19 protein-coding genes are annotated in these 19,821 nt (G+C 68.0%); 13 read left to right on the top strand and 6 right to left on the bottom strand.

Annotated features, from left to right (window positions below; translation table 11 throughout):
• Nucleotides 1-31 precede the first annotated feature (31 nt).
• Together ACXJLH_RS16485 and ACXJLH_RS16480 are read right to left on the bottom strand one after the other, a co-directional pair.
• Nucleotides 32-2,374, bottom strand: coding sequence for an ABC transporter permease (locus ACXJLH_RS16485; RefSeq protein ID WP_457445308.1), 2,343 nt, complete (start codon nucleotides 2,372-2,374; stop codon nucleotides 32-34).
• Entirely contained in the window at nucleotides 2,367-3,065 is a 699-nt protein-coding gene (locus ACXJLH_RS16480) for an ABC transporter ATP-binding protein (protein ID WP_457445306.1), read from the bottom strand. The genes ACXJLH_RS16485 and ACXJLH_RS16480 overlap by 8 nt, the downstream gene beginning before the upstream one ends.
• Before the next feature lie 131 nt (nucleotides 3,066-3,196).
• On the opposite strand from ACXJLH_RS16480, the gene ACXJLH_RS16475 reads away from it, so the two are divergent.
• From ACXJLH_RS16475 to ACXJLH_RS16430, 10 genes are all read left to right on the top strand, one after another.
• The gene (locus ACXJLH_RS16475; RefSeq protein WP_457445304.1) at nucleotides 3,197-3,781 is read left to right on the top strand and encodes a hypothetical protein; all 585 of its coding nucleotides are present in this window, start codon (nucleotides 3,197-3,199) and stop codon (nucleotides 3,779-3,781) included.
• A 13-nt stretch (nucleotides 3,782-3,794) separates the two neighbouring features.
• Nucleotides 3,795-4,811, top strand: a complete 1,017-nt coding sequence (locus ACXJLH_RS16470; RefSeq protein WP_457445302.1) for a sensor histidine kinase — start codon at nucleotides 3,795-3,797, stop codon at nucleotides 4,809-4,811.
• Nucleotides 4,808-5,557 (top strand): LytR/AlgR family response regulator transcription factor, encoded by a 750-nt coding sequence (locus ACXJLH_RS16465; RefSeq protein WP_457353646.1) that lies wholly within the window; start codon nucleotides 4,808-4,810, stop codon nucleotides 5,555-5,557. The genes ACXJLH_RS16470 and ACXJLH_RS16465 overlap by 4 nt, the downstream gene beginning before the upstream one ends.
• A 231-nt stretch (nucleotides 5,558-5,788) precedes the next feature.
• On the top strand, nucleotides 5,789-7,039 hold the full coding sequence (urtA, locus tag ACXJLH_RS16460; RefSeq protein ID WP_056203781.1) for an urea ABC transporter substrate-binding protein: 1,251 nt from the start codon (nucleotides 5,789-5,791) through the stop codon (nucleotides 7,037-7,039).
• Between the two features lie 113 nt (nucleotides 7,040-7,152).
• Nucleotides 7,153-8,694 carry an urea ABC transporter permease subunit UrtB gene (gene urtB / locus ACXJLH_RS16455; protein ID WP_457445300.1) on the top strand — a complete coding sequence of 514 codons (1,542 nt, stop codon included), beginning with the start codon at nucleotides 7,153-7,155 and terminating at the stop codon, nucleotides 8,692-8,694.
• A complete protein-coding gene (gene urtC, locus ACXJLH_RS16450; RefSeq protein WP_056203775.1) occupies nucleotides 8,691-9,737 on the top strand; it encodes an urea ABC transporter permease subunit UrtC in 1,047 nt (348 codons plus the stop codon). Before urtB ends, urtC begins: the two co-directional genes overlap by 4 nt.
• Nucleotides 9,734-10,567 carry an urea ABC transporter ATP-binding protein UrtD gene (gene urtD / locus ACXJLH_RS16445; protein WP_457353642.1) on the top strand — a complete coding sequence of 278 codons (834 nt, stop codon included), beginning with the start codon at nucleotides 9,734-9,736 and terminating at the stop codon, nucleotides 10,565-10,567. Before urtC ends, urtD begins: the two co-directional genes overlap by 4 nt.
• Nucleotide 10,568: 1 nt before the next feature.
• A complete protein-coding gene (urtE, locus tag ACXJLH_RS16440) occupies nucleotides 10,569-11,261 on the top strand; it encodes an urea ABC transporter ATP-binding subunit UrtE (protein WP_056204481.1) in 693 nt (230 codons plus the stop codon).
• Nucleotides 11,262-11,443: 182 nt separating this feature from the next.
• Nucleotides 11,444-11,671: an addiction module protein gene (locus tag ACXJLH_RS16435; protein ID WP_056204477.1), complete on the top strand. Its 228-nt coding sequence runs from the start codon at nucleotides 11,444-11,446 to the stop codon at nucleotides 11,669-11,671.
• Entirely contained in the window at nucleotides 11,668-11,961 is a 294-nt protein-coding gene (locus ACXJLH_RS16430; protein WP_056203768.1) for a type II toxin-antitoxin system RelE/ParE family toxin, read from the top strand. Before ACXJLH_RS16435 ends, ACXJLH_RS16430 begins: the two co-directional genes overlap by 4 nt.
• A 7-nt stretch (nucleotides 11,962-11,968) precedes the next feature.
• Here the strand turns inward: ACXJLH_RS16430 and egtD are convergent, their stop codons facing one another.
• The gene (gene egtD, locus ACXJLH_RS16425; protein ID WP_457445298.1) at nucleotides 11,969-12,943 is read right to left on the bottom strand and encodes an L-histidine N(alpha)-methyltransferase; all 975 of its coding nucleotides are present in this window, start codon (nucleotides 12,941-12,943) and stop codon (nucleotides 11,969-11,971) included.
• Entirely contained in the window at nucleotides 12,940-14,082 is a 1,143-nt protein-coding gene (egtB, locus tag ACXJLH_RS16420; protein ID WP_457445296.1) for an ergothioneine biosynthesis protein EgtB, read from the bottom strand. The genes egtD and egtB overlap by 4 nt, the downstream gene beginning before the upstream one ends.
• 144 nt (nucleotides 14,083-14,226) lie before the next feature.
• Between egtB and ACXJLH_RS16415 the strand changes: the two genes are divergently transcribed.
• The 3 genes from ACXJLH_RS16415 to ACXJLH_RS16405 are packed head-to-tail and all read left to right on the top strand — an operon-like array spanning nucleotide 14,227 to nucleotide 17,005.
• A complete protein-coding gene (locus tag ACXJLH_RS16415; protein WP_457323569.1) occupies nucleotides 14,227-15,246 on the top strand; it encodes a TRAP transporter substrate-binding protein in 1,020 nt (339 codons plus the stop codon).
• Nucleotides 15,243-15,698: a TRAP transporter small permease gene (locus ACXJLH_RS16410; protein WP_457445294.1), complete on the top strand. Its 456-nt coding sequence runs from the start codon at nucleotides 15,243-15,245 to the stop codon at nucleotides 15,696-15,698. Before ACXJLH_RS16415 ends, ACXJLH_RS16410 begins: the two co-directional genes overlap by 4 nt.
• A gap of 26 nt (nucleotides 15,699-15,724) precedes the next feature.
• Nucleotides 15,725-17,005 (top strand): TRAP transporter large permease, encoded by a 1,281-nt coding sequence (locus tag ACXJLH_RS16405; RefSeq protein ID WP_056204472.1) that lies wholly within the window; start codon nucleotides 15,725-15,727, stop codon nucleotides 17,003-17,005.
• Here the strand turns inward: ACXJLH_RS16405 and ACXJLH_RS16400 are convergent.
• Both ACXJLH_RS16400 and ACXJLH_RS16395 read right to left on the bottom strand, forming a co-directional pair.
• Nucleotides 16,977-17,375: a VanZ family protein gene (locus ACXJLH_RS16400; protein WP_457445292.1), complete on the bottom strand. Its 399-nt coding sequence runs from the start codon at nucleotides 17,373-17,375 to the stop codon at nucleotides 16,977-16,979. The genes ACXJLH_RS16405 and ACXJLH_RS16400 overlap by 29 nt on opposite strands.
• 21 nt (nucleotides 17,376-17,396) lie before the next feature.
• The gene (locus ACXJLH_RS16395) at nucleotides 17,397-19,721 is read right to left on the bottom strand and encodes a hypothetical protein (RefSeq protein WP_457445290.1); all 2,325 of its coding nucleotides are present in this window, start codon (nucleotides 19,719-19,721) and stop codon (nucleotides 17,397-17,399) included.
• Nucleotides 19,722-19,821: the final 100 nt, after the last annotated feature.

Raw genomic sequence — 19,821 nt, 5'->3', positions numbered from 1 at the left:
GCTTCAAATGGCGATTGGGGCTTACCGTGACTCAGGCGTAGGCAAGCGCCTGCGCAGCGGGAATGCGCAACGCGCGGCGTGCGGGCAGCGCGCAGGCAATCAGCGAGATCAGCGCCATCAATCCGAGCCAGCCGAACGCCGTGGCCGGGCTCGGCAGCAAGCGCCATGGCACGCTGAACATGATGCGGCCGAAGGCCACCTCGAGCAGGGCGCTGATGGGCAGGGCCAGGGGCAGCGACGTCAGCCAGGCCAGCACGACCAGGGTCAGGCCCTCGACCTGCACCATTGCCAGGATGGCGCCATCGCGTGCACCGATGGCCCGAAGCACACCGATCTCGCGCCGGCGCTCCAGCACGGCCAGGCCCATCGTCGAGGCCAGGCCCATAGCGCCGACGGCAATCATCACCAGGCCCATGGCGCCGAGGAAGTCCACGACCATCAGCAGATGGTCCTCCACGACGCGGCGGTTGTCAGCCTGGGACTGGCTGGCGGCGACGCCGATGCCGGCCTCGGTGAGGGACGCGCGCAGCTGCTGTACCGCGTCGAGCAGGGCGACGGGCGAGGCCGGGCGATCGAGCTTCAGCACCAGGCTGGTCGCGAGCTCGTTGCCGGCCAGCGCGTCCAGCGTGGCGCGCGAGGTGTAGGCCAGGGCTTGCGGGCCGGCATCGACGAGGCCGACGACGGTCCAGTCTCGCTCGGCGATGCGGTGGTGGCTGCCGACGATCAGCGAGGGTTGCTGCCTCTGCAGCAGGCGGCTGACGACGAGTTCGCCGTCACCGGCCAGCCAGCGGCCTTCGATCAGCCGCGGTGCCAGCAGACGTCCGGCGGACGGCACGCCGAGCAGCGTCAGCGGCTCGGCACCGAGGCTGGTACGCAGCCCGCGCCAGGCCTCGGCCGCCGCGACGCCAGGCACCTGCTGGGCCAGCGCCTCCAGCTTGGTGGCGGGTGAAGGCGTGGCGACGCGCACCTGCAGCTGGAAGCGCTGGGCATCGAAGAGATCGTCCACCGACCCGCGCACGGCGCTGCGCAGATTGGCCGCGCCCAGGTACACCGCGCCGCCGCTGGCCAGGGCCAGCACGGTCAGCAGCATGCGCTGGCGGCGGCGGAAGGCATTGCCCACTGACAGCAGCAGTGGCCGCGCCCAGCCACCGAGCAGCGGCACCAGCCGCGCCGCCAGCGCGCCACGCTGCAGGCTCAGCGGCCGGCCTTCGCGGGTGATGCCGATGTCGCGCAGCGCCTCGCCCACGGGGCGGCGCAGGGCCGTACGCACCGGCAGCGCGGCGGCGGCCAGCGGCAGCGCGAGCCCGACGGCCAACTGCATCGTGACGCCCCACGCCGGTGTGGCGATGCCGTCGAGCGGAAAGTTCAGCAGCTCGGCCTTGAGACCGCCGTAGAGCCGCCCCAGCCACAGCGCCAAGGGCAGTGCGATTGCCGAGGCCAGCAGGCCTAAAGCGCCAGCCTGGGCCAGCACCATCGCGCCGATCTGGCCAGGCGAGCCGCCCAGCACCTTCATGACGGCGATCTCGCGCGTCTGCCCGGCCAGCATCGCGGCCACGAGGTTGACGACCAGGAAGCCGCAGGCCAGCAGCGCCAGCAGGCCGAAGGCGCCCTGGGTCATCAGCAGCGAGTCCATCTGCGCAGCGTGGATGTGCTGGCCGGGTTCGGGCACGTCGACGCTCTTGACCACGTAGCCACCGGCGATCAGCGCGGCCTTCAAGCTGTCGACGACAGCGCGCACGTCGGTGCGCGTCGCGTGCTCGTCCCGCATGCGGAACTGCAATTCGTTGAAACCCGCTGGCGCACCCAGTCGCGTCAGCGTCGCTGCGGTGCCGTACAGGTAGACGAGGTTTTCCATCCAGCCGGGCGCCTGGCTGACGTCGCGCACCAAGCCCCTGATGTCGACCGGCAGTGTCTCGGCACCGGCCGCGCGCAGGGACACAGGCTCGCCAACGCTGGCGCCGGAGAAGTCCAGCGACGAGCGTTCGATCCACAGCCCGCCGTCGATGGGTGGCGTGTCGAGCTGCAGCCGCCCGATGTCGGCGCGCTGAAAGTCGTCGAGCGCGATGACGACGGCATTGCGCGACCGGCCATTGGCCTGCACGGCGGCCATCGCGCTGCGCCGCAGCCGTGCGGCGACGACCTGGGGCTGTGCCTTGGCAAGGGCCAGCGCCTGCGCATCGGCCCGGTCCAGCACCAGCGTGGCCGAGACGGGCAGGCTGGCGCTATAGCCCTGGTCGGTGGCGCGTTCGACCAGGGTCCACGCATTCAGGATGGTGCCGGCGGCGGTCAGCCCCAGCGCGACCGCGAGCACAACGAGCAGGCTGCGCGCGCGGTGTTGCCAGAGGTCGCGCCAACTTTTCAGTGCCCTAAGCATGACGGCGGTCCTCGACGAGGCGGCCGTCGCGCAGGCGCAGGCTGCGCTGCACCTGGCCCAGAGCGGCGGCTTCGTGCGTGACCATGACGATGGTGACGCCTTGTTCCCGGGCCAGCTCGGCAAGCAGCGCCAGCAGCGCTTCGGCGTTGACGGAGTCGAGGTTCCCAGTCGGCTCGTCGGCCAGGATCAGCGCCGGCGCGTTGGCCAGCGCCCGGGCCAGGGCCACGCGCTGCTGCTGGCCGCCTGAAAGGGCAGACGGGAACTTGTCCGCCTGGTCGGCCACACCCAGGCGCTCGAGCAAGGCCCGGGCCCGCTCAGGTCGTTCAGCTGCGGGCCATTGGTTGCAGAAGTCCATCGGCAGCATGACGTTCTCCAGCGCGGTCAGCGTGGGCAGCAGCTGGAAGAACTGGAAGACGACGCCGACGGCGCGGCCGCGCCAGCGGGACAGTGCGCGCTCGGGCAGGGCGCGCAGGTCTTGACCAGCCACGCTCAGCTCGCCGCAGCCGGCGCGGTCGATACCGGCGAGCAGGTTGAGCAGCGTCGACTTGCCACTGCCCGAAGGGCCGACCACGGCGACAAACTCGCCGGCGTGGATGTCGAGGTCGAGGGCGGCGAGGGCCTGGAAATCGCCGCCCGCTTGCGGGTAGCTCTTGCCGACGCCGCGCAGGTGGATGAGTGCAGTTGGGTCCATGGCGACCAATGTAGGAAGCCGCCGGCCGCGCGGCGCACCGTTGGACGGCACCGTTGTGCCACTCGGCGATTTGGCCCTCGCCAGGCGTCGCGCGCGTCGCGATGCTGCGCCATCCCTTACCTGGAGACGTCATGAAAGCTCTTGTCCTGTCCCTCGCTCTCGCCTTCACCGGCATTGCCCATGCCCAGCATGGCGGCGCGGTGCCCGCAGCCGCCGCTGCGCCGGCCGAAGCCGCGCAGTTCGACTTCCTCGTTGGCCAGTGGGAGCTGGAGGTTGCACCCAAGGTCGGCGGTCTGGCCGCGATGATCCACGGCGCACCGAAGCTGGTGGGCAGCTGGAAGGCCTGGAAAGCCTTCGACGGCTACGGCCTGGATGACGAGCTGCGCATCTTCGATGCGTCGGGCAACCCGACGTCGCTGAACTACAGCCAGCGCATCTTCGACGCCAAGACCAGGCGCTGGCTCATCAGCGGCCTGGACGTCTACCGCGCGCGCTTCGGCAGCAGCAACGGCCAGTGGCAGGGCGGTGAAATGCTGCTCGAGGGCAGTGGTCAGAACGCCGAGGGCAAGCCGGTGCTGACACGCACGCGCTTCACCGAGATCACCGCTGACCGCTTCAAGATGCGCCAGGACCGCTCGCTGGACAATGGCGCGAACTGGGAGGAGGGGACGCTGACCATCATCGCCAAGCGCACGTCGCGCAAAGCGGTTAGATAGGCGCGGAGCAGGAATGGGCAGAGCCTGGATCTGGGTGCAATGGCTGATCGGCTGGCTGCCGGTAGCAGCGCTGTTCGCGGTGCTGATGATGACCGTGCATGGCGCCGGCATTCACGAGGCCTTGCATTACTCGCTGCGGCTGATGGCGACGGCGGCCGTGCTCGGCCTCGTCGTGCACCGGGTCACCGCTCGCCTGCCCTGGCCGCATCCGATGCGGCTGGCCTTCATCGCCAAGCATGCGCTGGGTGCGGCCCTGTACGCCGTGGCTTGGGTGCTGGCCAACAGCATCGTCGAGAGCGTGAGGGTGGGCCGCATCGTTCTGGTGGTGGGCCCCGGCATCGCGGCCTACCTCGTCACCGGCGTGTGGTTCTACGTGATGATCGCCGGCGTCGCCTACGCCCAGCGCGCCGCGGCCCGCAACGCCCAGCTGGAGGCGCTGCAGGCGCGCAGCCAGCTGGCGGCCCTGCGCGCCCAGCTGCATCCGCACTTCCTGTTCAACGCGCTGCACACGGTGGTGCAGCTGATCCCGCTGGACCCCGAACGCGCCACGCGCGCGGCCGAGCAACTCGCGGCCTTGCTGCGCGCGAGCTTCGACAACCCGCGCGAGTTCGTCACGCTGCGCGAGGAGTGGGCGATGGTGCAGCTGTACCTGGACATCGAGGCCATCCGCTTCGGCGAGCGCCTGCGTGTCGTCACCGAGTTCGAGGACGCGGCGCTGAACGAGCTGCTGCCGAGCTTCGCGCTGCAGACGCTGGTGGAAAACGCGGTGCGCCACGGTGCCGCGCCGCGGGTCGAGGCGACGACGGTGCGCGTCACTGCACGCGTCGAGGGCGAGACTCTGCTGATCGCCGCGGCGGATGACGGCATGGGCGCGGAGCCCGCCGCGCTGGAGGCCGGTGGCACCGGCCTGCGCCGGCTGCGCGAGCGGCTGGGTTGGCTCTACGGCGCCAGCGCTTCACTGACGGTGCAGACGGCGCCTGGCCGGGGCCTGCGCGCCGAACTGCGCCTGCCGGTGAAGGACGAGGCATGACGGCCGCTGTCACCGCCCTGATCGCCGACGACGAGCCCGTCGCCCGTGCCGGCCTGCGCCATCTGCTACGCGGCCTGCCCTGGCTGCATTGCGTGGGCGAAGCGGCCGACGGCCCGGCGGCGCTGGCCGAGATCCAGCGCCTGAAGCCCGAGCTGGTCTTCCTGGACATCCAGATGCCGGGTTTGCTGGGCACCGAGGTGCTGCGCCGCCTGGCGGCGTCCGGCACGCCGCCACTGGTCATCTTCACGACGGCCCACGCTGAACACGCCATCACGGCCTTCGAGCTGGGCGCGCTGGACTATCTGCTCAAGCCCTTCGGCGCTGAGCGGCTCAATGCCACGCTGGAGCGTGTGCGCGCCGCCCTGGGCGAGCCCTGCCCACCGGCGTTGGAGCGACTGGCCGAGCTGCTCGGGCGCGGCCCGCTGACACGCCTGTTCGTGCGCAGCGGCGCGGCCATCGTGCCGGTGGCCGTGGCCGAGGTCAGCCACTTCGAGGCAGTGGGCGACTACGTCGCCGTGCACGCCGGCGGTGCCGAGCACTTGCTGCATCTGGCCCTGGCGCGGCTGGAGGAGAGGCTGGACGCCGAGCGCTGGGTGCGCATCCACCGCGGTTGCATCGTCAACCTGGATGCGGTGGCGCGCTTCCGGCGCCTGGCCAATGGCCAGCTCAGCGCCGAACTGAAGGACGGCCGGGCATTGATGGTCAGCCGAAGCCGGTCCCAGGTCTTGCGCGGCTTGGCTGGCTAGGGTCTACCCGCAAGCCACAAATCGGGGCATGACCAGCCCTGTTTTCGTGCAATAGCCCAATGCTGCAGTACACCAACGGTGCAAATTGCACCGCGACAGGGCTGTCATGGGCCGTGAACGTGCGACCCGGTGGGCGATCGCCGGGTGTGACGAAGTGCACGAAGCTGGCACGGGGCTTGCGCTCATGCCCTCCGGCTACCCGACCCTCACATCCAACCTGGAGGAATACCGATGCTTCGCCGTTCCGCTCTTGCACTGGCCACCGCTGCCACCCTGCTCCCCCACGCCGCCTTTGCTGCCGACACCATCAAGGTCGGCGTGCTGCACTCGCTGTCCGGCACCATGGCCATTTCCGAGACCGTGTTGAAGGACACCGTGCTGATGGCCATCGACGAGATCAACGCCAAGGGCGGCTTGCTCGGCAAGAAGCTGGAGCCGGTGGTGGTTGACCCGGCCTCCAACTGGCCGCTGTTCGCCGAGAAGGCCAAGCAGCTCATCTCGCAGGACAAGGTCGCCGTGGTGTTCGGCTGCTGGACCTCGGTGAGCCGCAAGTCGGTGCTGCCGGTCTTCGAGCAGACCAACGCGCTGCTGTTCTACCCGGTGCAGTACGAGGGCGAGGAGCTGAGCAAGAACGTCTTCTACACGGGTGCCGCGCCCAACCAGCAGGCCATCCCCGCCGTCGAATACCTGATGAGCAAGGACGGCGGCGGCGCCAAGCGCTTCGTGCTGCTGGGCACCGACTATGTCTACCCGCGCACGACGAACAAGATCCTGCGCGCCTTCCTGAAAAGCAAGGGCATCCCCGAAGCCGACATCATGGAGGACTACACCCCCTTCGGCCACGCGGACTACCAAAGCATCATTGCCAAGATCAAGAAGTTCGCCGCCGAAGGCAAGAAGACGGCGGTCATCTCCACGATCAACGGCGACTCCAACGTGCCCTTCTACAAGGAACTGGGCAACCAGGGCCTGAAGGCGACCGATGTGCCGGTGGTGGCCTTCTCGGTCGGTGAGGAAGAGCTGCGCGGCGTGGACACCAAGCCGCTGCAGGGCCACCTGGCCGCGTGGAACTACTTCATGTCGATCAAGGCGCCCGCCAACGACGCCTTCATCAAGAAGTGGAGCGACTACGCCAAGGCCAAGGGCATCGCCGGCCACAAGGACAAGCCGCTGACCAACGACCCGATGGAAGCCACCTACATCGGCATCAACATGTGGGCGCAGGCCGTCAAGAAGGCCGGTAGCACCGACACCGACAAGGTCATCGCCGCCATGGCCGGCCAGACCTTCACGGCACCTTCGGGCATCACGTCCAAGATGGACGAGAAGAACCACCACCTGCACAAGTCGGTCTTCATCGGCGAAGTGAAGGGTGACGGCCAGTTCAACGTGGTGTGGAAGACGCCCGGCCCGGTCAAGGCCCAGCCGTGGAGCCCCTACATCCCTGAGAACAAGGGCAAAAAGGACGAGCCCACGAAGTAAGCCGCAGCAAAGCTGCGGCGCGCCGTCCGACCGGCCAGGCCGGGTTGGGCGGCGCCCACTGGAGAGGCGCGCGTGCTGTCGCACCGCGCTGGTTTTGACTCGGCTGGGCCTTCATGATCAAGCGACTTCTTTTCGGTTGGCTGCTGGCGCTGTGTGGCCTTCAAGCCTGGGCTGCGTTGCCACCCGAGCTGCTCACCCGCATCGCTGCGGGTGAGGGTGACGAGCGTGTCGCCGCCCTCAACGAGGCCGTGGCGCAGGCTGACCCGGCGCTGGCGGACTACCTGCACGCACTGCTCGACGGCCGAGTGCGGCTGCGCGAGGGCAAGGCGGTCGTGGCCGCCGAGGGCGCCGCGCCGCCAGAGGGCGACGAACCCATGCTGAACAACCGCCTGCGCCGCGAGATCGACTCGGCCCTGGCCGGGCTGGCCCTGCTGTCCAAGGATCGCGACACGCGCGCCAAGGCGCTGGCGACGCTGCGTGAGGACGCCAGCGCGGCCAAGCTGCCGCTGTACGAGCGTGCGCTGGCGGCCGAGACCGATGCGGACCTGCGCGGCCAGTTGAGTGCGCTGGTGGCCGGCGCCAAGCTGTCGTCCACCGACGCTGCACAGCGCCGCGCCGCTGCCGTCGAGCTGGCCGGCAGCGCCGACCCGACGACGCGGGCCCTGCTGCTGGATCGCATCGGCAACGAGACCGATGCCTCCACCAAGGCCGCGATGAAGAGCGCCATCGACGCCATCGGCGACCGCCTGGCCTGGGGCGAGCGCGCGCAGCTGCTGTTCTCGGGCCTGAGCCTCGGCTCTGTGCTCTTGCTCGTCGCGTTAGGCCTGGCCATCACCTACGGCCTGATGGGCGTCATCAACATGGCGCACGGCGAGCTGCTGATGGTGGGCGCCTACGCCACCTATTGCGTGCAGCAGGGCTTTCGCGCCTGGCTGCCTGCGGCCTTCGATTACTACCTGTGGCTGGCGCTGCCCGCCAGCTTCATCGTCGCGGCTCTCGTCGGTGCGGCGATGGAACGCACGGTGATCCGCTGGCTCTACGGCCGGCCGCTGGAGACGCTGCTGGCGACCTGGGGCATTTCACTCGTGCTGATGCAGGCCGTACGCACGCTGTTCGGCGCGCAGAACGTGGCGGTCGAGAACCCCACCTGGCTGTCCGGCGGCTGGGCGCTGCTGCCCAACCTGACGCTGCCCTACAACCGTCTGGCCATTCTTGGATTTGCAGCGCTGGTGCTGGTCGGCATGGCTTTGCTGCTGGCCAAGACGCGTTTGGGCCTGATGGTGCGTGGCGTCACGCAGAACCGCCGCATGGCGGCCTGCGTGGGCGTCAACACCGCCAAGGTTGACACCATGGCCTTCGCGCTCGGCTCCGGCATCGCGGGCCTGGCCGGCTGCGCGCTGAGCCAGATCGGCAATGTCGGCCCTGACCTCGGCCAGAGCTACATCGTCGACGCCTTCATGGTCGTCGTGCTCGGCGGCGTCGGCCAGCTTGCCGGCACCGTCTACGCGGGCTTGGGCCTTGGGGTGCTGTCCAAGCTGCTGGAGGGTTGGCAGGGCGCTGTGCTCGCCAAGATCGCGCTGCTCATGTTGCTGGTGCTCGTCATCCAGAAAAAGCCACAAGGCCTGTTCGCGTTGAAGGGCAGGTCGGTCGAATGAAGAAGACGTTGCTCATCGCGGTGGCCCTCGTGCTGCTGTTCGTGCCCTTGCTGCACCTCGCTTTCCCGCCCGGCCACGCGCTGCACTTGAGCGAGTTCTACGTGGGCCTGCTCGGCAAGTTTCTTTGCTTTGCCATTTGTGCCCTGGCCTTGGACCTCATCTGGGGTTTCGGCGGCATCCTGTCGCTGGGCCATGGGCTCTTCTTTGCCCTGGGTGGCTATGGCATGGGCATGTACCTGATGCGCCAGATCGGCCGTGAAGGCCAGTACCAGTCGGACCTGCCGGACTTCATGGTCTTCCTGAACTGGAAGGAACTGCCCTGGCACTGGGCGCTCAGCGATTCGCTGGCGGGGCAGATCTTCCTGGCGTTGGCCGTGCCCGGCCTGCTGGCGGCGGTGTTCGGCTACTTCGCCTTCCGCTCGCGCATCCAGGGTGTGTACTTCTCCATCATCACGCAGGCGCTGACGGTGGCGGCCATGCTGCTGTTCTTCCGCAATGAGACGGGCTTTGGCGGCAACAACGGCTTCACCGATTTCAAGCGCATCGCCGGCATGCCGCTGAACACGCCGGGCATGAAGGTCGGTCTGTGCATCGCCAGCGGCCTGGCGCTGATTACTTGCTACCTGATCGCCCGGGCACTGACAAAAAGCCGCTGGGGCCGCATCCTGCAAGCCATCCGCGACGCCGAGGGTCGCGTGCGCTTCCTCGGCTATGACCCCGTCGCCTTCAAGCTCAGCGCCTACGTGATCTCGGCCGTCATGTGCGCGCTGGCCGGCATCCTCTACGTGCCCCAGGTCGGCATCATCAACCCCGGCGAGATGAGCCCGGCGGCCAGTATCGAGATGGCCATCTGGGCAGCGGTCGGCGGGCGCGGCACGCTGATCGGACCGGTGCTCGGTGCCTTCTTCGTCAATGGGACGAAATCGGTCTTCACGGCCTGGTGGCCGGAGGGCTGGCTCTATATCCTCGGCGGGCTCTTCATCGCGGTGACGCTGTTCCTGCCGCAAGGCTTGATGGGGCTGGCGAAGAGGTTCAAGAAATGACACCAGAACTTCTTGAGGCGGGCGCTGAGGCTCGCTCCCGTGCCATTACCCGCTTCGCCACGTCTGGCGAGCCTGTTTTCAACCAAGGTGTTGCGCTCTACGTCGAAGAGCTGAAGGTCGCCTTCGATGGCTTCCAGGCGCTGGGCGGCTTGTCGTTCACGGTTGGCGTGGGCGAACTGCGCTGCGTCATCGGTCCGAACGGTGCTGGCAAGACGACGACGATGGACTGCCTGACCGGCAAGACGCGGCCCGACAGCGGGCGCATCTTCTTCGGCAGCAACCTCAACCTGCGCCTGATGAGCGAGCAGCAGATTGCCCGCGCCGGCATCGGCCGCAAGTTCCAGAAGCCGACGGTGTTCGAGGCGCTGACCGTGGCTGAGAACCTGGAGCTGGCTCTCGCCGGTGATCGCCGCGCGCGCTTTGCAATGCGCGCCAAGCTGAATGGCGAACAGCGTGATCGCCTGGATGAGCTGTTGAAGACGGTTCATCTCGCCGACGAGCGTGAACGCGTCGCCGGCCTGCTGAGCCACGGTCAGAAGCAGTGGCTGGAGATCGGCATGCTGCTGGCGCAAGACCCCAAGCTGCTGCTGCTCGACGAGCCCGTCGCCGGCATGACTGACGAGGAGACCGAGCGCACCGCCGAGCTGTTCCTGAGTCTGGAGGGCAAGCATTCGCTCGTCGTCGTCGAGCACGACATGAACTTCGTCGGCACGCTGGCCGGCGCGCATCGCACGGTCACGGTTTTACATGAAGGCAAGACCTTGGCCGAAGGCACCATGGCCGCCGTGCAGTCGGACGAGAAGGTGATCGAGGTGTACCTTGGCAGATGACATCTTGAAAGTGCAGGATCTGCACAAGCACTACGGCGGCTCTCACATCCTGCGCGGCCTGAGCTTCGACCTGAAGCCCGGTGAAATCACGGTCGTGCTGGGTCGCAACGGTGTCGGCAAGACGACGCTGCTGAAGAGCCTGATGGGGGTCGTGCCTGTCACGTCCGGCAGCATCACGCTGGACGGCGAGGCGATCAACAAGCTGAAGACGCACCAGCGCGTTCGCGCCGGCCTGGGCTACGTGCCGCAGGGCCGGGAAATCTTCGGCCGGCTCACGGTCATGGAGAACCTGCAAATGGGTCTTTCCAGCCAGCCCGCGGGCACGCCCTTGCCCAAGGAGCTGTTCGAGCTGTTCCCTGTGCTCGACAAGATGCGGAGCCGCCGCGGCGGCGACCTGTCCGGCGGCCAGCAACAGCAGCTGGCCATCGCCCGCGCGCTGGCGCCCGGCCCCAAGGTATTGCTGCTGGACGAACCGACCGAAGGCATCCAGCCCAACGTCATCCAGGACATCGGCCGCGTCATCAAGCACCTGGCCCACGACAAGGGGCTTTCGGTGGTGCTCGTGGAGCAGTTCTACGACTTCGCCGAAGAGCTGGCCGACCAGTACTTGCTGATGCAGCGCGGCGAGATCGTCATGCGGGGGCGGGGCAAGGACATGGCGGCGGATGGGGTGCGGGAGAGGTTGGCGATCTGAGATCGCTGCCAATCGATTCCGTGTTCTGACGCGGCAGAACGCTATATCGCCGGGCTCCAGTAGGGGTGAACGCAGTGAATCGCATCGCCGACCGCATCATGCATCGTTCGGGTTCGCAGTGCCCGAACGGAGTTGTGGCAAGCTACCCGAACTGCCCAAGCTTCGGGCCCCAGGGGATGCTCATGACGACCGCTCTCGAAACCCTTCAAGCAGAAGTACTGCGACTATCGCCAGCCGATCGCGCGAAGTTGCTGGATCGATTGATCGCCAGCCTGGACGTGGACGCTGGCGTTGAGGCTGCTTGGGACAAACTGGCCGACGAACGCGAGCAAGAGCTTGAAGTCGGCACCGCCAACGCCGTGCCCGTCGATGTGGCCGTCGCCAGACTGGAAGCCCGCTTTCCCGGATGAAGGTCACACTGCATCCGGCCGCAGAGCAAGACGTCCACGAAGCCGCCGCCTTCTACGAGCGTGAGGGCTCGCCCATCGTGGCAGCCCGTTTTGTTGCGGAGTTCAAACGGCTTGCTGCCCTGCTCCTTGAGCATCCCGACATCGGCTCGCCACGCTCAAATGGCCGACGCGGTTTCGCCATGAGCGTCTTTCCATACACCGTTGTCTATCGCGTGATCGCGGACGAGGTCAGGATCATCGTCGTCAAGCACGACAGCAAGCGCCCGGGTTTTGGTGGGAGGCGCGCATAGCGCTGGCCTATTTGCTGCTCTCTGCCTCCAGCCACAGCACCGCAAACCACCCGTTCTCATCCGTCCACACCTTGCCTGGCTTGAAACCCGCGCGCTCCGCCAGGGACTGAAAGCCCGAAACCGTGTATTTGTGCGAATGCTCGGTGTGTAGCGTCTCGCCCTCGTGGAAGGTGTAGACCTCCCCACCCAAGCTCAGCTCCAGCGGCCGCGTCGCACGCAGATGCATCTCGATGCGTCGGTAGGCCGGGTTGTAGAAGGCCAGGTGCTCGAAGCCGTCCGGTGGGAACTCCGCGCCCAGTTCCTGCCGGGCGCGGTGCAGCAGGTTCATGTTGAAGGCTGCTGTCACGCCGGCCGCATCGTTGTAGGCCGCATGCAACGTGCCGTGGTCCTTCACGAGATCGATGCCGATCAGCAGGCCACCGCCGGCCAGTTCACCCGCGGCCAGACGCAGGAAGGCGTCCGCCTCGCTCGGCGTGAAATTGCCAATGCTGGAGCCAGGGAAGAAGCCGACACGGCGGCTGCCTTCGGGGCAGGGTGGCAGCGTGTGCGGGCGCGTGAAGTCAGCCACCAGCGGCTGGATGGCCAGGCCCGGATAGTCGCCTGCCAGCCCGTCACAGGCCGCCAGCAGGTGCGGGCCTGAGATGTCCACCGGCACGAACTGCACGCTGTCGCGCGGGATGGCGTCCAGCAGCAGGCGCACCTTGCGCAGAGCGCCGGCACCGTATTCGACGAGCTGCACCTGGCCGCCCATCTGCGCGACCATGTCGTCCGCATGCGTCTGCAGCAGTGACAGTTCGGTGCGCGTCGGGTAGTACTCGGGCAGGTCGCAGATCTGCTCGAACAACTTGGAGCCGGTCTCGTCGTAGAAGTACTTGGGCGAGATCACCTTGGGCGCGCGGCTCAGCGCCGCGTGCAGGTCGGCCGCGAACTGCTCGTTGTCGGCTGAAGCGCGGGGCTGGCGCCATTCAATTCCTGGTTTCATCTTGCGAGCCTCACTCCACTGAACTGCCAGCGCGCGGCCGGCGGGAAAAAATTGCGGTAACTTGGTCGTGCGTGGCCCAGCGGGGTCGCAAGGCTGCCGCCTCTCAGTACCTGCTGCCCCACCATGAACTTGCCGTTGTATTCACCAACCGCGCCCGCCGCGGGTTTGAAACCGGGGTAGGGCGAATAACTGGAACGCGTCCACTGCCAGGCCTGATCGGCGGCCAGCGCGAAGCCGGGCAATCCGCATGCCGCCTCCCACTCGAACTCGGTCGGCAGCCGCGCGCCAGCCCATTCAGCAAAAGCGCAAGCCTCGTAGAAGCTGAGTTGCATGACAGGCGCGTCTGCATCCAGCGGCTGCACGCCATGCAGGCCGAACACACTGCCGTCTTCCAGCCAGTAGGCCGGTCGCTGCCAGCCCTGGGCCTGCACGGTGGCCCAGCCATCGGACAGCCACAGCAGCGACTCGCGGTAGCCGCCCGCGTCGATGAAGTCTTCGTACTCACCGCAGGTGACGAGGCGGTTGCTGATCTCGAAAGGCGCGAGCAGGGCCTGGTGGCGCGGGCCTTCGTTGTCGAAGGCAAAGCCGCTGCCGCCATGGCCGATGTCGACGATGCCGCCAGCGTGCTTCAACCAGGCCTGATCGGGGGCGACGGCCTTGAGCGGTGTTGACACGTCGTAGGCCGGCAGCAGTGGGTTGCAGGAAAAGGCGTGCAGGATGTCGGTCAGCAGCAGCTCCTGGTGCTGCTGCTCGTGGTGGCAGCCCAGTTCGATCAGCCGGCGGGCATCGTCGCCAGCATGTGGCAGCAGGTCGGCCAGGGCGGCATCCACATGGCGGCGGTAGGCCTTGACCTCGTCCAGGCTGGGCCGGCTCAGCAGGCCGCGTTGCGGGCGCGCATGACGCGGGCCCAGGCTCTCGTAATAGGAATTGAAGAGGCGCGGCCAGCGCTCGTCGAAGACGCAGTAGTCCGGCAGATGTGGCAACAGCACCAGGGTCTCGAAGAACCAGGTCGTGTGGGCCAGATGCCATTTGGTAGGGCTGGCGTCGGCCATGGACTGCAGCTGGGCGTCCTCGTCCGACAGGGGCGCGGCAAGGGCGAGCGAATGGGCTCGGGTGGCGCGGAGCAGCTCGGTCAACATGGGTGGCACCGTATCGCAAACTGCTGCCAACGGTATGTCAGTGCAGGGTCTTTGGCTGTAGGACACCCCCCCCTAGGGTGGGTGCGGGGATGTCAGCAGAGCCAATTCCCCTAGGATCGCCGCCATACAACAAGGAGACCGGGCATGAAAGCAATCGCCTTCATCGCCGCCCTGCTGGCCGCGACCGCGGTGCAGGCCAACGAGCCGATCACGCTCAAGGTGCATCACTTCTGGCCGCCCGGCGCCATGCCGCCGACACAGATCCTGGCGCCCTGGTGCGACAAGATCGCGGCAGACTCCGGCAACCGCCTGAAATGCCAGGTCTACCCGGCCATGCAGCTCGGCGGCACGCCGGCCCAGTTGATCGACCAGGTCAAGGACGGTGTCGTCGACATCGCCTTCACGCTACCGGGCTACACGGCCGGGCGCTTTCCCATCATGGAGGTGTTCGAGCTGCCCTTCATGACGAATTCCGCCGAGGCGGCGTCGCGCGCAGCCTGGGACTTCTATGGCAAGTACGCCGTCAAGGAGTTTGCCGCGGTCAAGCCGCTGATGTTCGCGACGCACGACGAGGGCTATCTGCACACCCGCGAGCGCCAGATCAAGACGCTGGCCGACTTCAAGGGCCTGAAGTTGCGCGCACCGACGCGCCAGACCAACAAGCTGCTCAGCAGCCTGGGTGCCTCACCGGTCGGCATGCCGCTGCCGGCCGTGGCCGATGCGGTCAGCAAGGGCACCATCGACGGCTTTGCGCTGCCCTGGGAGGTCATCCCCTCGGTCAAGCTGCACGAGATGGTCAAGTACCACACCGAGACCGACCCGAGCCGGCCGGCGCTGTACAGCGCGGTCTTCATCCTGGCGATGAACCCGGCCAAATACGACAGCCTGCCGGCCGACCTGAAGGCCGTCATCGACAGGAACTCCGGCGCCGCCCTGTCACAGGCCGCCGGCCGCACCTGGGATGCCAGCCAGGCGCCTGGCCGAAAGCCGGCGGTGGACCGCGGCAATGTCTTCTACACGGTGCCGGCTGCCGAGGTGGACAACTGGATCAAGGCCAGCCATCCGCTCTACGACGATTGGGCCGCCGACATGGACAAGCGTGGCCTGCCCGGCAAGCAGATGCTGAGCGAAGCGCAGGCGCTGCTGGCCAAGTACAAGAAGTGAAATGGCTTGAGAAGCTGGCGGCAGTATTTGCGCTGCTGGGCGGCGTCTGCGCGCTGCTCGTCGCCGGCATGACGCTGTGGAGCGTCATCGGCCGCAACCTGTTCGCCAGCCCCGTGCGTGGTGATGTGGAACTGAGCCAGATCGGCATCGCGCTGGCGATCGCGCTGTGCCTGCCCTGGTGCCAGCTGCGGCGCGGCAACATCATCGTGGACTTCTTTACCCAGGCTGCACCCGAGCGCGTCAATGGCGCGCTGGACCGCTTCGGCGCGCTGCTGCTGGCCGTCATGCTGGGGTTGCTGGCCTGGCGCACCGGCATGGGCGCGGCGGCGGTGGACGAGGCCGGTGAGCAGACCATGATCCTGGGCCTGCCGATGTGGTGGGCCTACGCCATCCTGGCGCCGGGCCTTGCGCTGACGGCCGTCATTGCTGTCGCGCAGGCGGTCAAGAAGTGACCGCCGGCCTGGTCATCTTCGGCCTGATGCTCGCGCTCATGGCGCTGCGCGTGCCTATCGCCGCGGCCATGTTCATCCCCGGCGCCCTTGGCTATGCCTGGCTCAGCAACGACGCGGCGCTGCTGAACCTGATCAAGGGCTCGGCCGTCGCACGCCTCACCGTCTACGAGCTGTCGGTCATTCCGCTCTTCCTGCTGATGGGCCAGTTCGCCACGCAGGGGGGGCTGTCCAGGGCGCTGTTCCGTGCCGCATCTGCCTGGGTCGGCCACTGGCGCGGCGGCCTGGCCTTTGCGGCCATCCTGGCGTCGGCCGCTTTCGGCTCGGTCTGCGGCTCGTCGGTGGCCACCTGCGCCACCATCACCCAGGTGGCCTACGGCGAGATGAAGGCCGCGGGCTATCACGGGCGCCTGTCCACTGCCGTGCTGGCGACGGGTGGCACGCTGGGCATTCTGATCCCGCCGTCGGTGCCGTTGATCGTCTACGCCATCCTGACCGAGCAGAACATCGCCAAGCTGTTCGCCGCCGCCTTCATCCCCGGCCTGATCGCAACCGCCGGCTATCTCGCGGTCATCGCCATCACCTGCCGGCTGCGGCCGCATCTGGCCGTGCCGGGACCGCGCCACAGCTGGAGCGAGCGCTGGCACGCTCTGCTGGGCGTATGGCCGCTGCTGGCCATCTTTGTCGTCGTCTTTGGCGGCATCTACGGTGGCCTGTTCAGCCCGACCGAGGGTGCCTCCATCGGCGCGCTGGCGACGCTGACCAGCGGCCTGCTGTCGGGCGAGCTGCGCGGCGATGGACTCAAGCGCGCGCTGCTGGGCACTGCCGAGACGACGGCCATGGTCTTCATGATCTTCCTCGGCGCCGACATGATGAATTCGGCCTTGGCGCTGACGCAGATGCCCGCGCATCTGGCGCAGTGGGTGGGCGGGCTGCCCGTGCCGCCGCTGGCCATCGTCGCCGGCGTGCTGGCCTTTTACGTGGTGCTGGGCTGCGTGATGGACGAGTTGTCGATGCTGCTGCTGACCATTCCCGTCATCTTCCCGACCATCATGGGCCTGGACCTGTTCGGCCTTGCGCCCGAGCCCAAGGCGATCTGGTTCGGCATCCTGGTGCTGATGACGGTGGGCATCGGCATGCTGGCGCCGCCGGTGGGGCTGAACGTCTATGTCGTCAACGGCATGGCGCGCGACGTGCCGATGAACGAGACCTACAAGGGCGTCATGCCCTTCCTGGCCAGCGACGTGCTGAGGTTGCTGCTGCTGCTGTTCGTGCCCGCCGTCACGGTCGGCGTGCTGCGCTGGCTGTGATGGGCCAGGCCGCCAGCAGACCCAGGGCGATGCCGACGCTGTCGGCCACCACGTCGTGCCAGTCGGCCTCGCGCGGTGGCAGAAAGCTCTGCGCGATCTCGATGCCAATGCCGTAGCCGATCAGCGCGATCACCAGCCAGATCCATTGCCGCGGCCGCTGCGAGACGGGCCACATGGCCCAGACACCGCTGAAGGCCAGCGCGGCAAAGGCGAGGGCATGGTTGGACTTGTCCCAGCCGGTGGTGATGGTCTTGGGCGGTGCCGGGCTCAGGGCCAGGCAGGTGATGACGATGAGCAGGACGGCGAGCAAGGCGCGCCAGAGTGCGCGGCGCTGCGGCGCGGTGCAGAGGTGCAGGAGAAAGCTGGGCATGGGGGCCGCATTGTGACGGCCCTATTTCATCTGCAGCATCCAGCCCTTGGCCTGGCGCAGATGGGCCACCAGCTGGGCCTGCGCCGCGCCGACGGCCGGGTCGGTGGCATTGAGCTTCTCCAGCAGTGCCGCGTCGATCAGCTCGCGCGAGGCCGAGTTCAGCATCCAGTTCATCGACGGCTGGCGTTGGCCCGGCAGTGCAGGCATGCGCAGCTCCGCCACCTGGCCGCAGCCGCCGATGCGCTTGATGAGCTCGACTGCCGAGTCCCGCGCGCGGGCGTCGTTGCTGTTCAGGATGCCCTGCGCCGGCGCGACCACCTCGTTCAGGCCCATGTGCGTGGCGCGGTAGCGGCGCCCGTCCAGCGGCTGCGCATCGGCAGCCGTGGGTGCGTCGCGGCACAGCCAGTCGTCGACCTGCGAGGCGCTGTTGACCAGCAGCAGCAGGCGCAGCCGCGAGCGGTCCAGGACGCCTTGGGCGGCACAGTTGTCCTCGGGCTTGCAGGCCTTGAGCCGCCCGCTGGCTTCGAGGTCGCGCAGCAAGTCGGAGAGCAGCAGTGTCGCGCTGGCTTCTACGTAGCCGCCATCGCCCAGACGGTCCCAGACGCGGCCGACATCGCCGTTCTCCTCATCCCTGTGCGCCTCCTTGAAGATGACGGCTGCGGCAGGGCTGATGTAGGGGAAGCGGGCGCTGTTGTGCACGGCCTGGGCCAGCGTCATGCGCTCGACCTCCAGGCCGAGCGAGGGGTCGAGCAGGTCGATGCCGTCGCCACCGGCCAGCAGGAAGTCGGACTGGTAGACCCGCTGGCCGCGCGACAGGGCTGTGGTGTTCATGGCCAGCAGCGGCAGCCATTCGGCGTCGGTGGCGCGGCCGTGCAAGGCCGTCATCGCCTCGCCCCAGGGGTTGGGATGGGCGGTCGGGCGCAGCGGACATTGCTGGGCCAGGCTCCTGGGCCAGTCATGCGTCCAGACCTTCTCCAGGCCGAGAGATCGGTCCGCGCCGGCGACGGCCAGGGGCAGGAAGCGCTGCACCAGGTCGGGGTAGAGCATGTCACCGACCGGCGTGGCGAGATGGTCGCGGCCGGTGAAGTCGCGCACCAGCTTCCAGGGTGTGCAATTGGCGGCGTCGAGCGCCTGGCGGCGCGCGTCCACGGCGGCGACGAAGCTGGCCGCGCCCAGGGCCCCGCCCGACGTGCCGCTGATGGCGAAGACCGAGTCGGCGAAGTTGACGCCCTGTTGTTCACCGAGATCCTGCAGGCGCGCCAGCGATGCGCTGCCCCAATACGCCGCGCGCGAGGCGCCGCCGGCCACGGCGACGATCACGAGCGGCCGTTTGCCATCCGCGCCCACGGTGCGCAGCCAGGTTTGCACCCAGGCGTCGGCCGGTTGGCGGGCGGCGATGGCATTGCGAGCGCTGCGCTCAGGGTCGGCCACACGGTGGTTGTCGTTCAGCGGGGCAAATGCCACGAAGAGCAGCAGCGGCAACGGCGTCAGCGGCATGCGTATCAACGCCTTGGGTGCATAGGTCAGCAGGATGCCGCCAAAGACGATCCAGCTGCCCATGGCCAGCAGCACCAGGGCCGGTGAGCCGATGGCGCGCGCCGTGGCCTCGGGCCAGGCCACGAGGGCGGCGAACACGCCCCATTGCAGCAGCAGCACCAGCGCGACGAGCACGCGCGACGGCGTGCTCATGCGGTCCTCGCGCTCCAGCAGCGCGATGGCGTCGCGCCGGCCATCCAGGGCGAGGCAACGCGCCAGCCACGAGCCCGTGCCGAGCTTGAGCAGCCAGGCGCGCCGCTTCCAGACAAAAAGGGCCAGTCCCGCCGTGACGGCCAGCAGCGCGACGCCGATGAGGCGCTCGCGCGTCTGCACCAGGAAGAAGATCGCGATGGGCAGGCCGCCGCCGAGGATGAGCCCGCGCGGCAGCCAGCGACGCAGGCCGTCGCCAAAGCGCGGGTTCATGCACTCGCCCAGCGTGTCGGGCTTGAAGCGGCGGTCCAGCAGCAGGCGGCTCACATACCAGGCCAGCAGCAGCCACAAGCCGAAGGTGAAGACGAGGAGGGCGGTCTGTGCGCTGCCCACTTCCAGCGACAGCAGCGTTTCGCGGGCCTGTTCCAGGCCGAGCAGCACGGCGACGCCGGCGATGACGATGACGACGGGAAAGGCGCACAGGCCCAGCACGCGCAGCAGATAGAGCATCCAGGGCACATCGCCCTCGGTCGTGGATGCCGTGGAAGGCGGCTCGGGCGGTGGAGGAGGCGCGGGCTCCTCCGACTTTGGCGGCGGCGGCGGGGAAAACTGCGGCGGCGGCGCGGGATCGCGGGGTGGGTAGACGACCGGAATCAGCATGGCCCGCACTCTAGCCGGGGGGCGCTGGGCGTCCAAGGGCGAGACGGAGCGGTGGCGACTCGTGACAAACCCTGGCAAGACGGGCGTTGCGCTGTCAGAC

This window comes from Roseateles sp. P5_E4, from assembly GCF_054049255.1.
The sequence above is the reverse complement of the archived record's forward strand: the minus strand, read 5'-3'. Positions and strand labels throughout refer to the sequence as shown.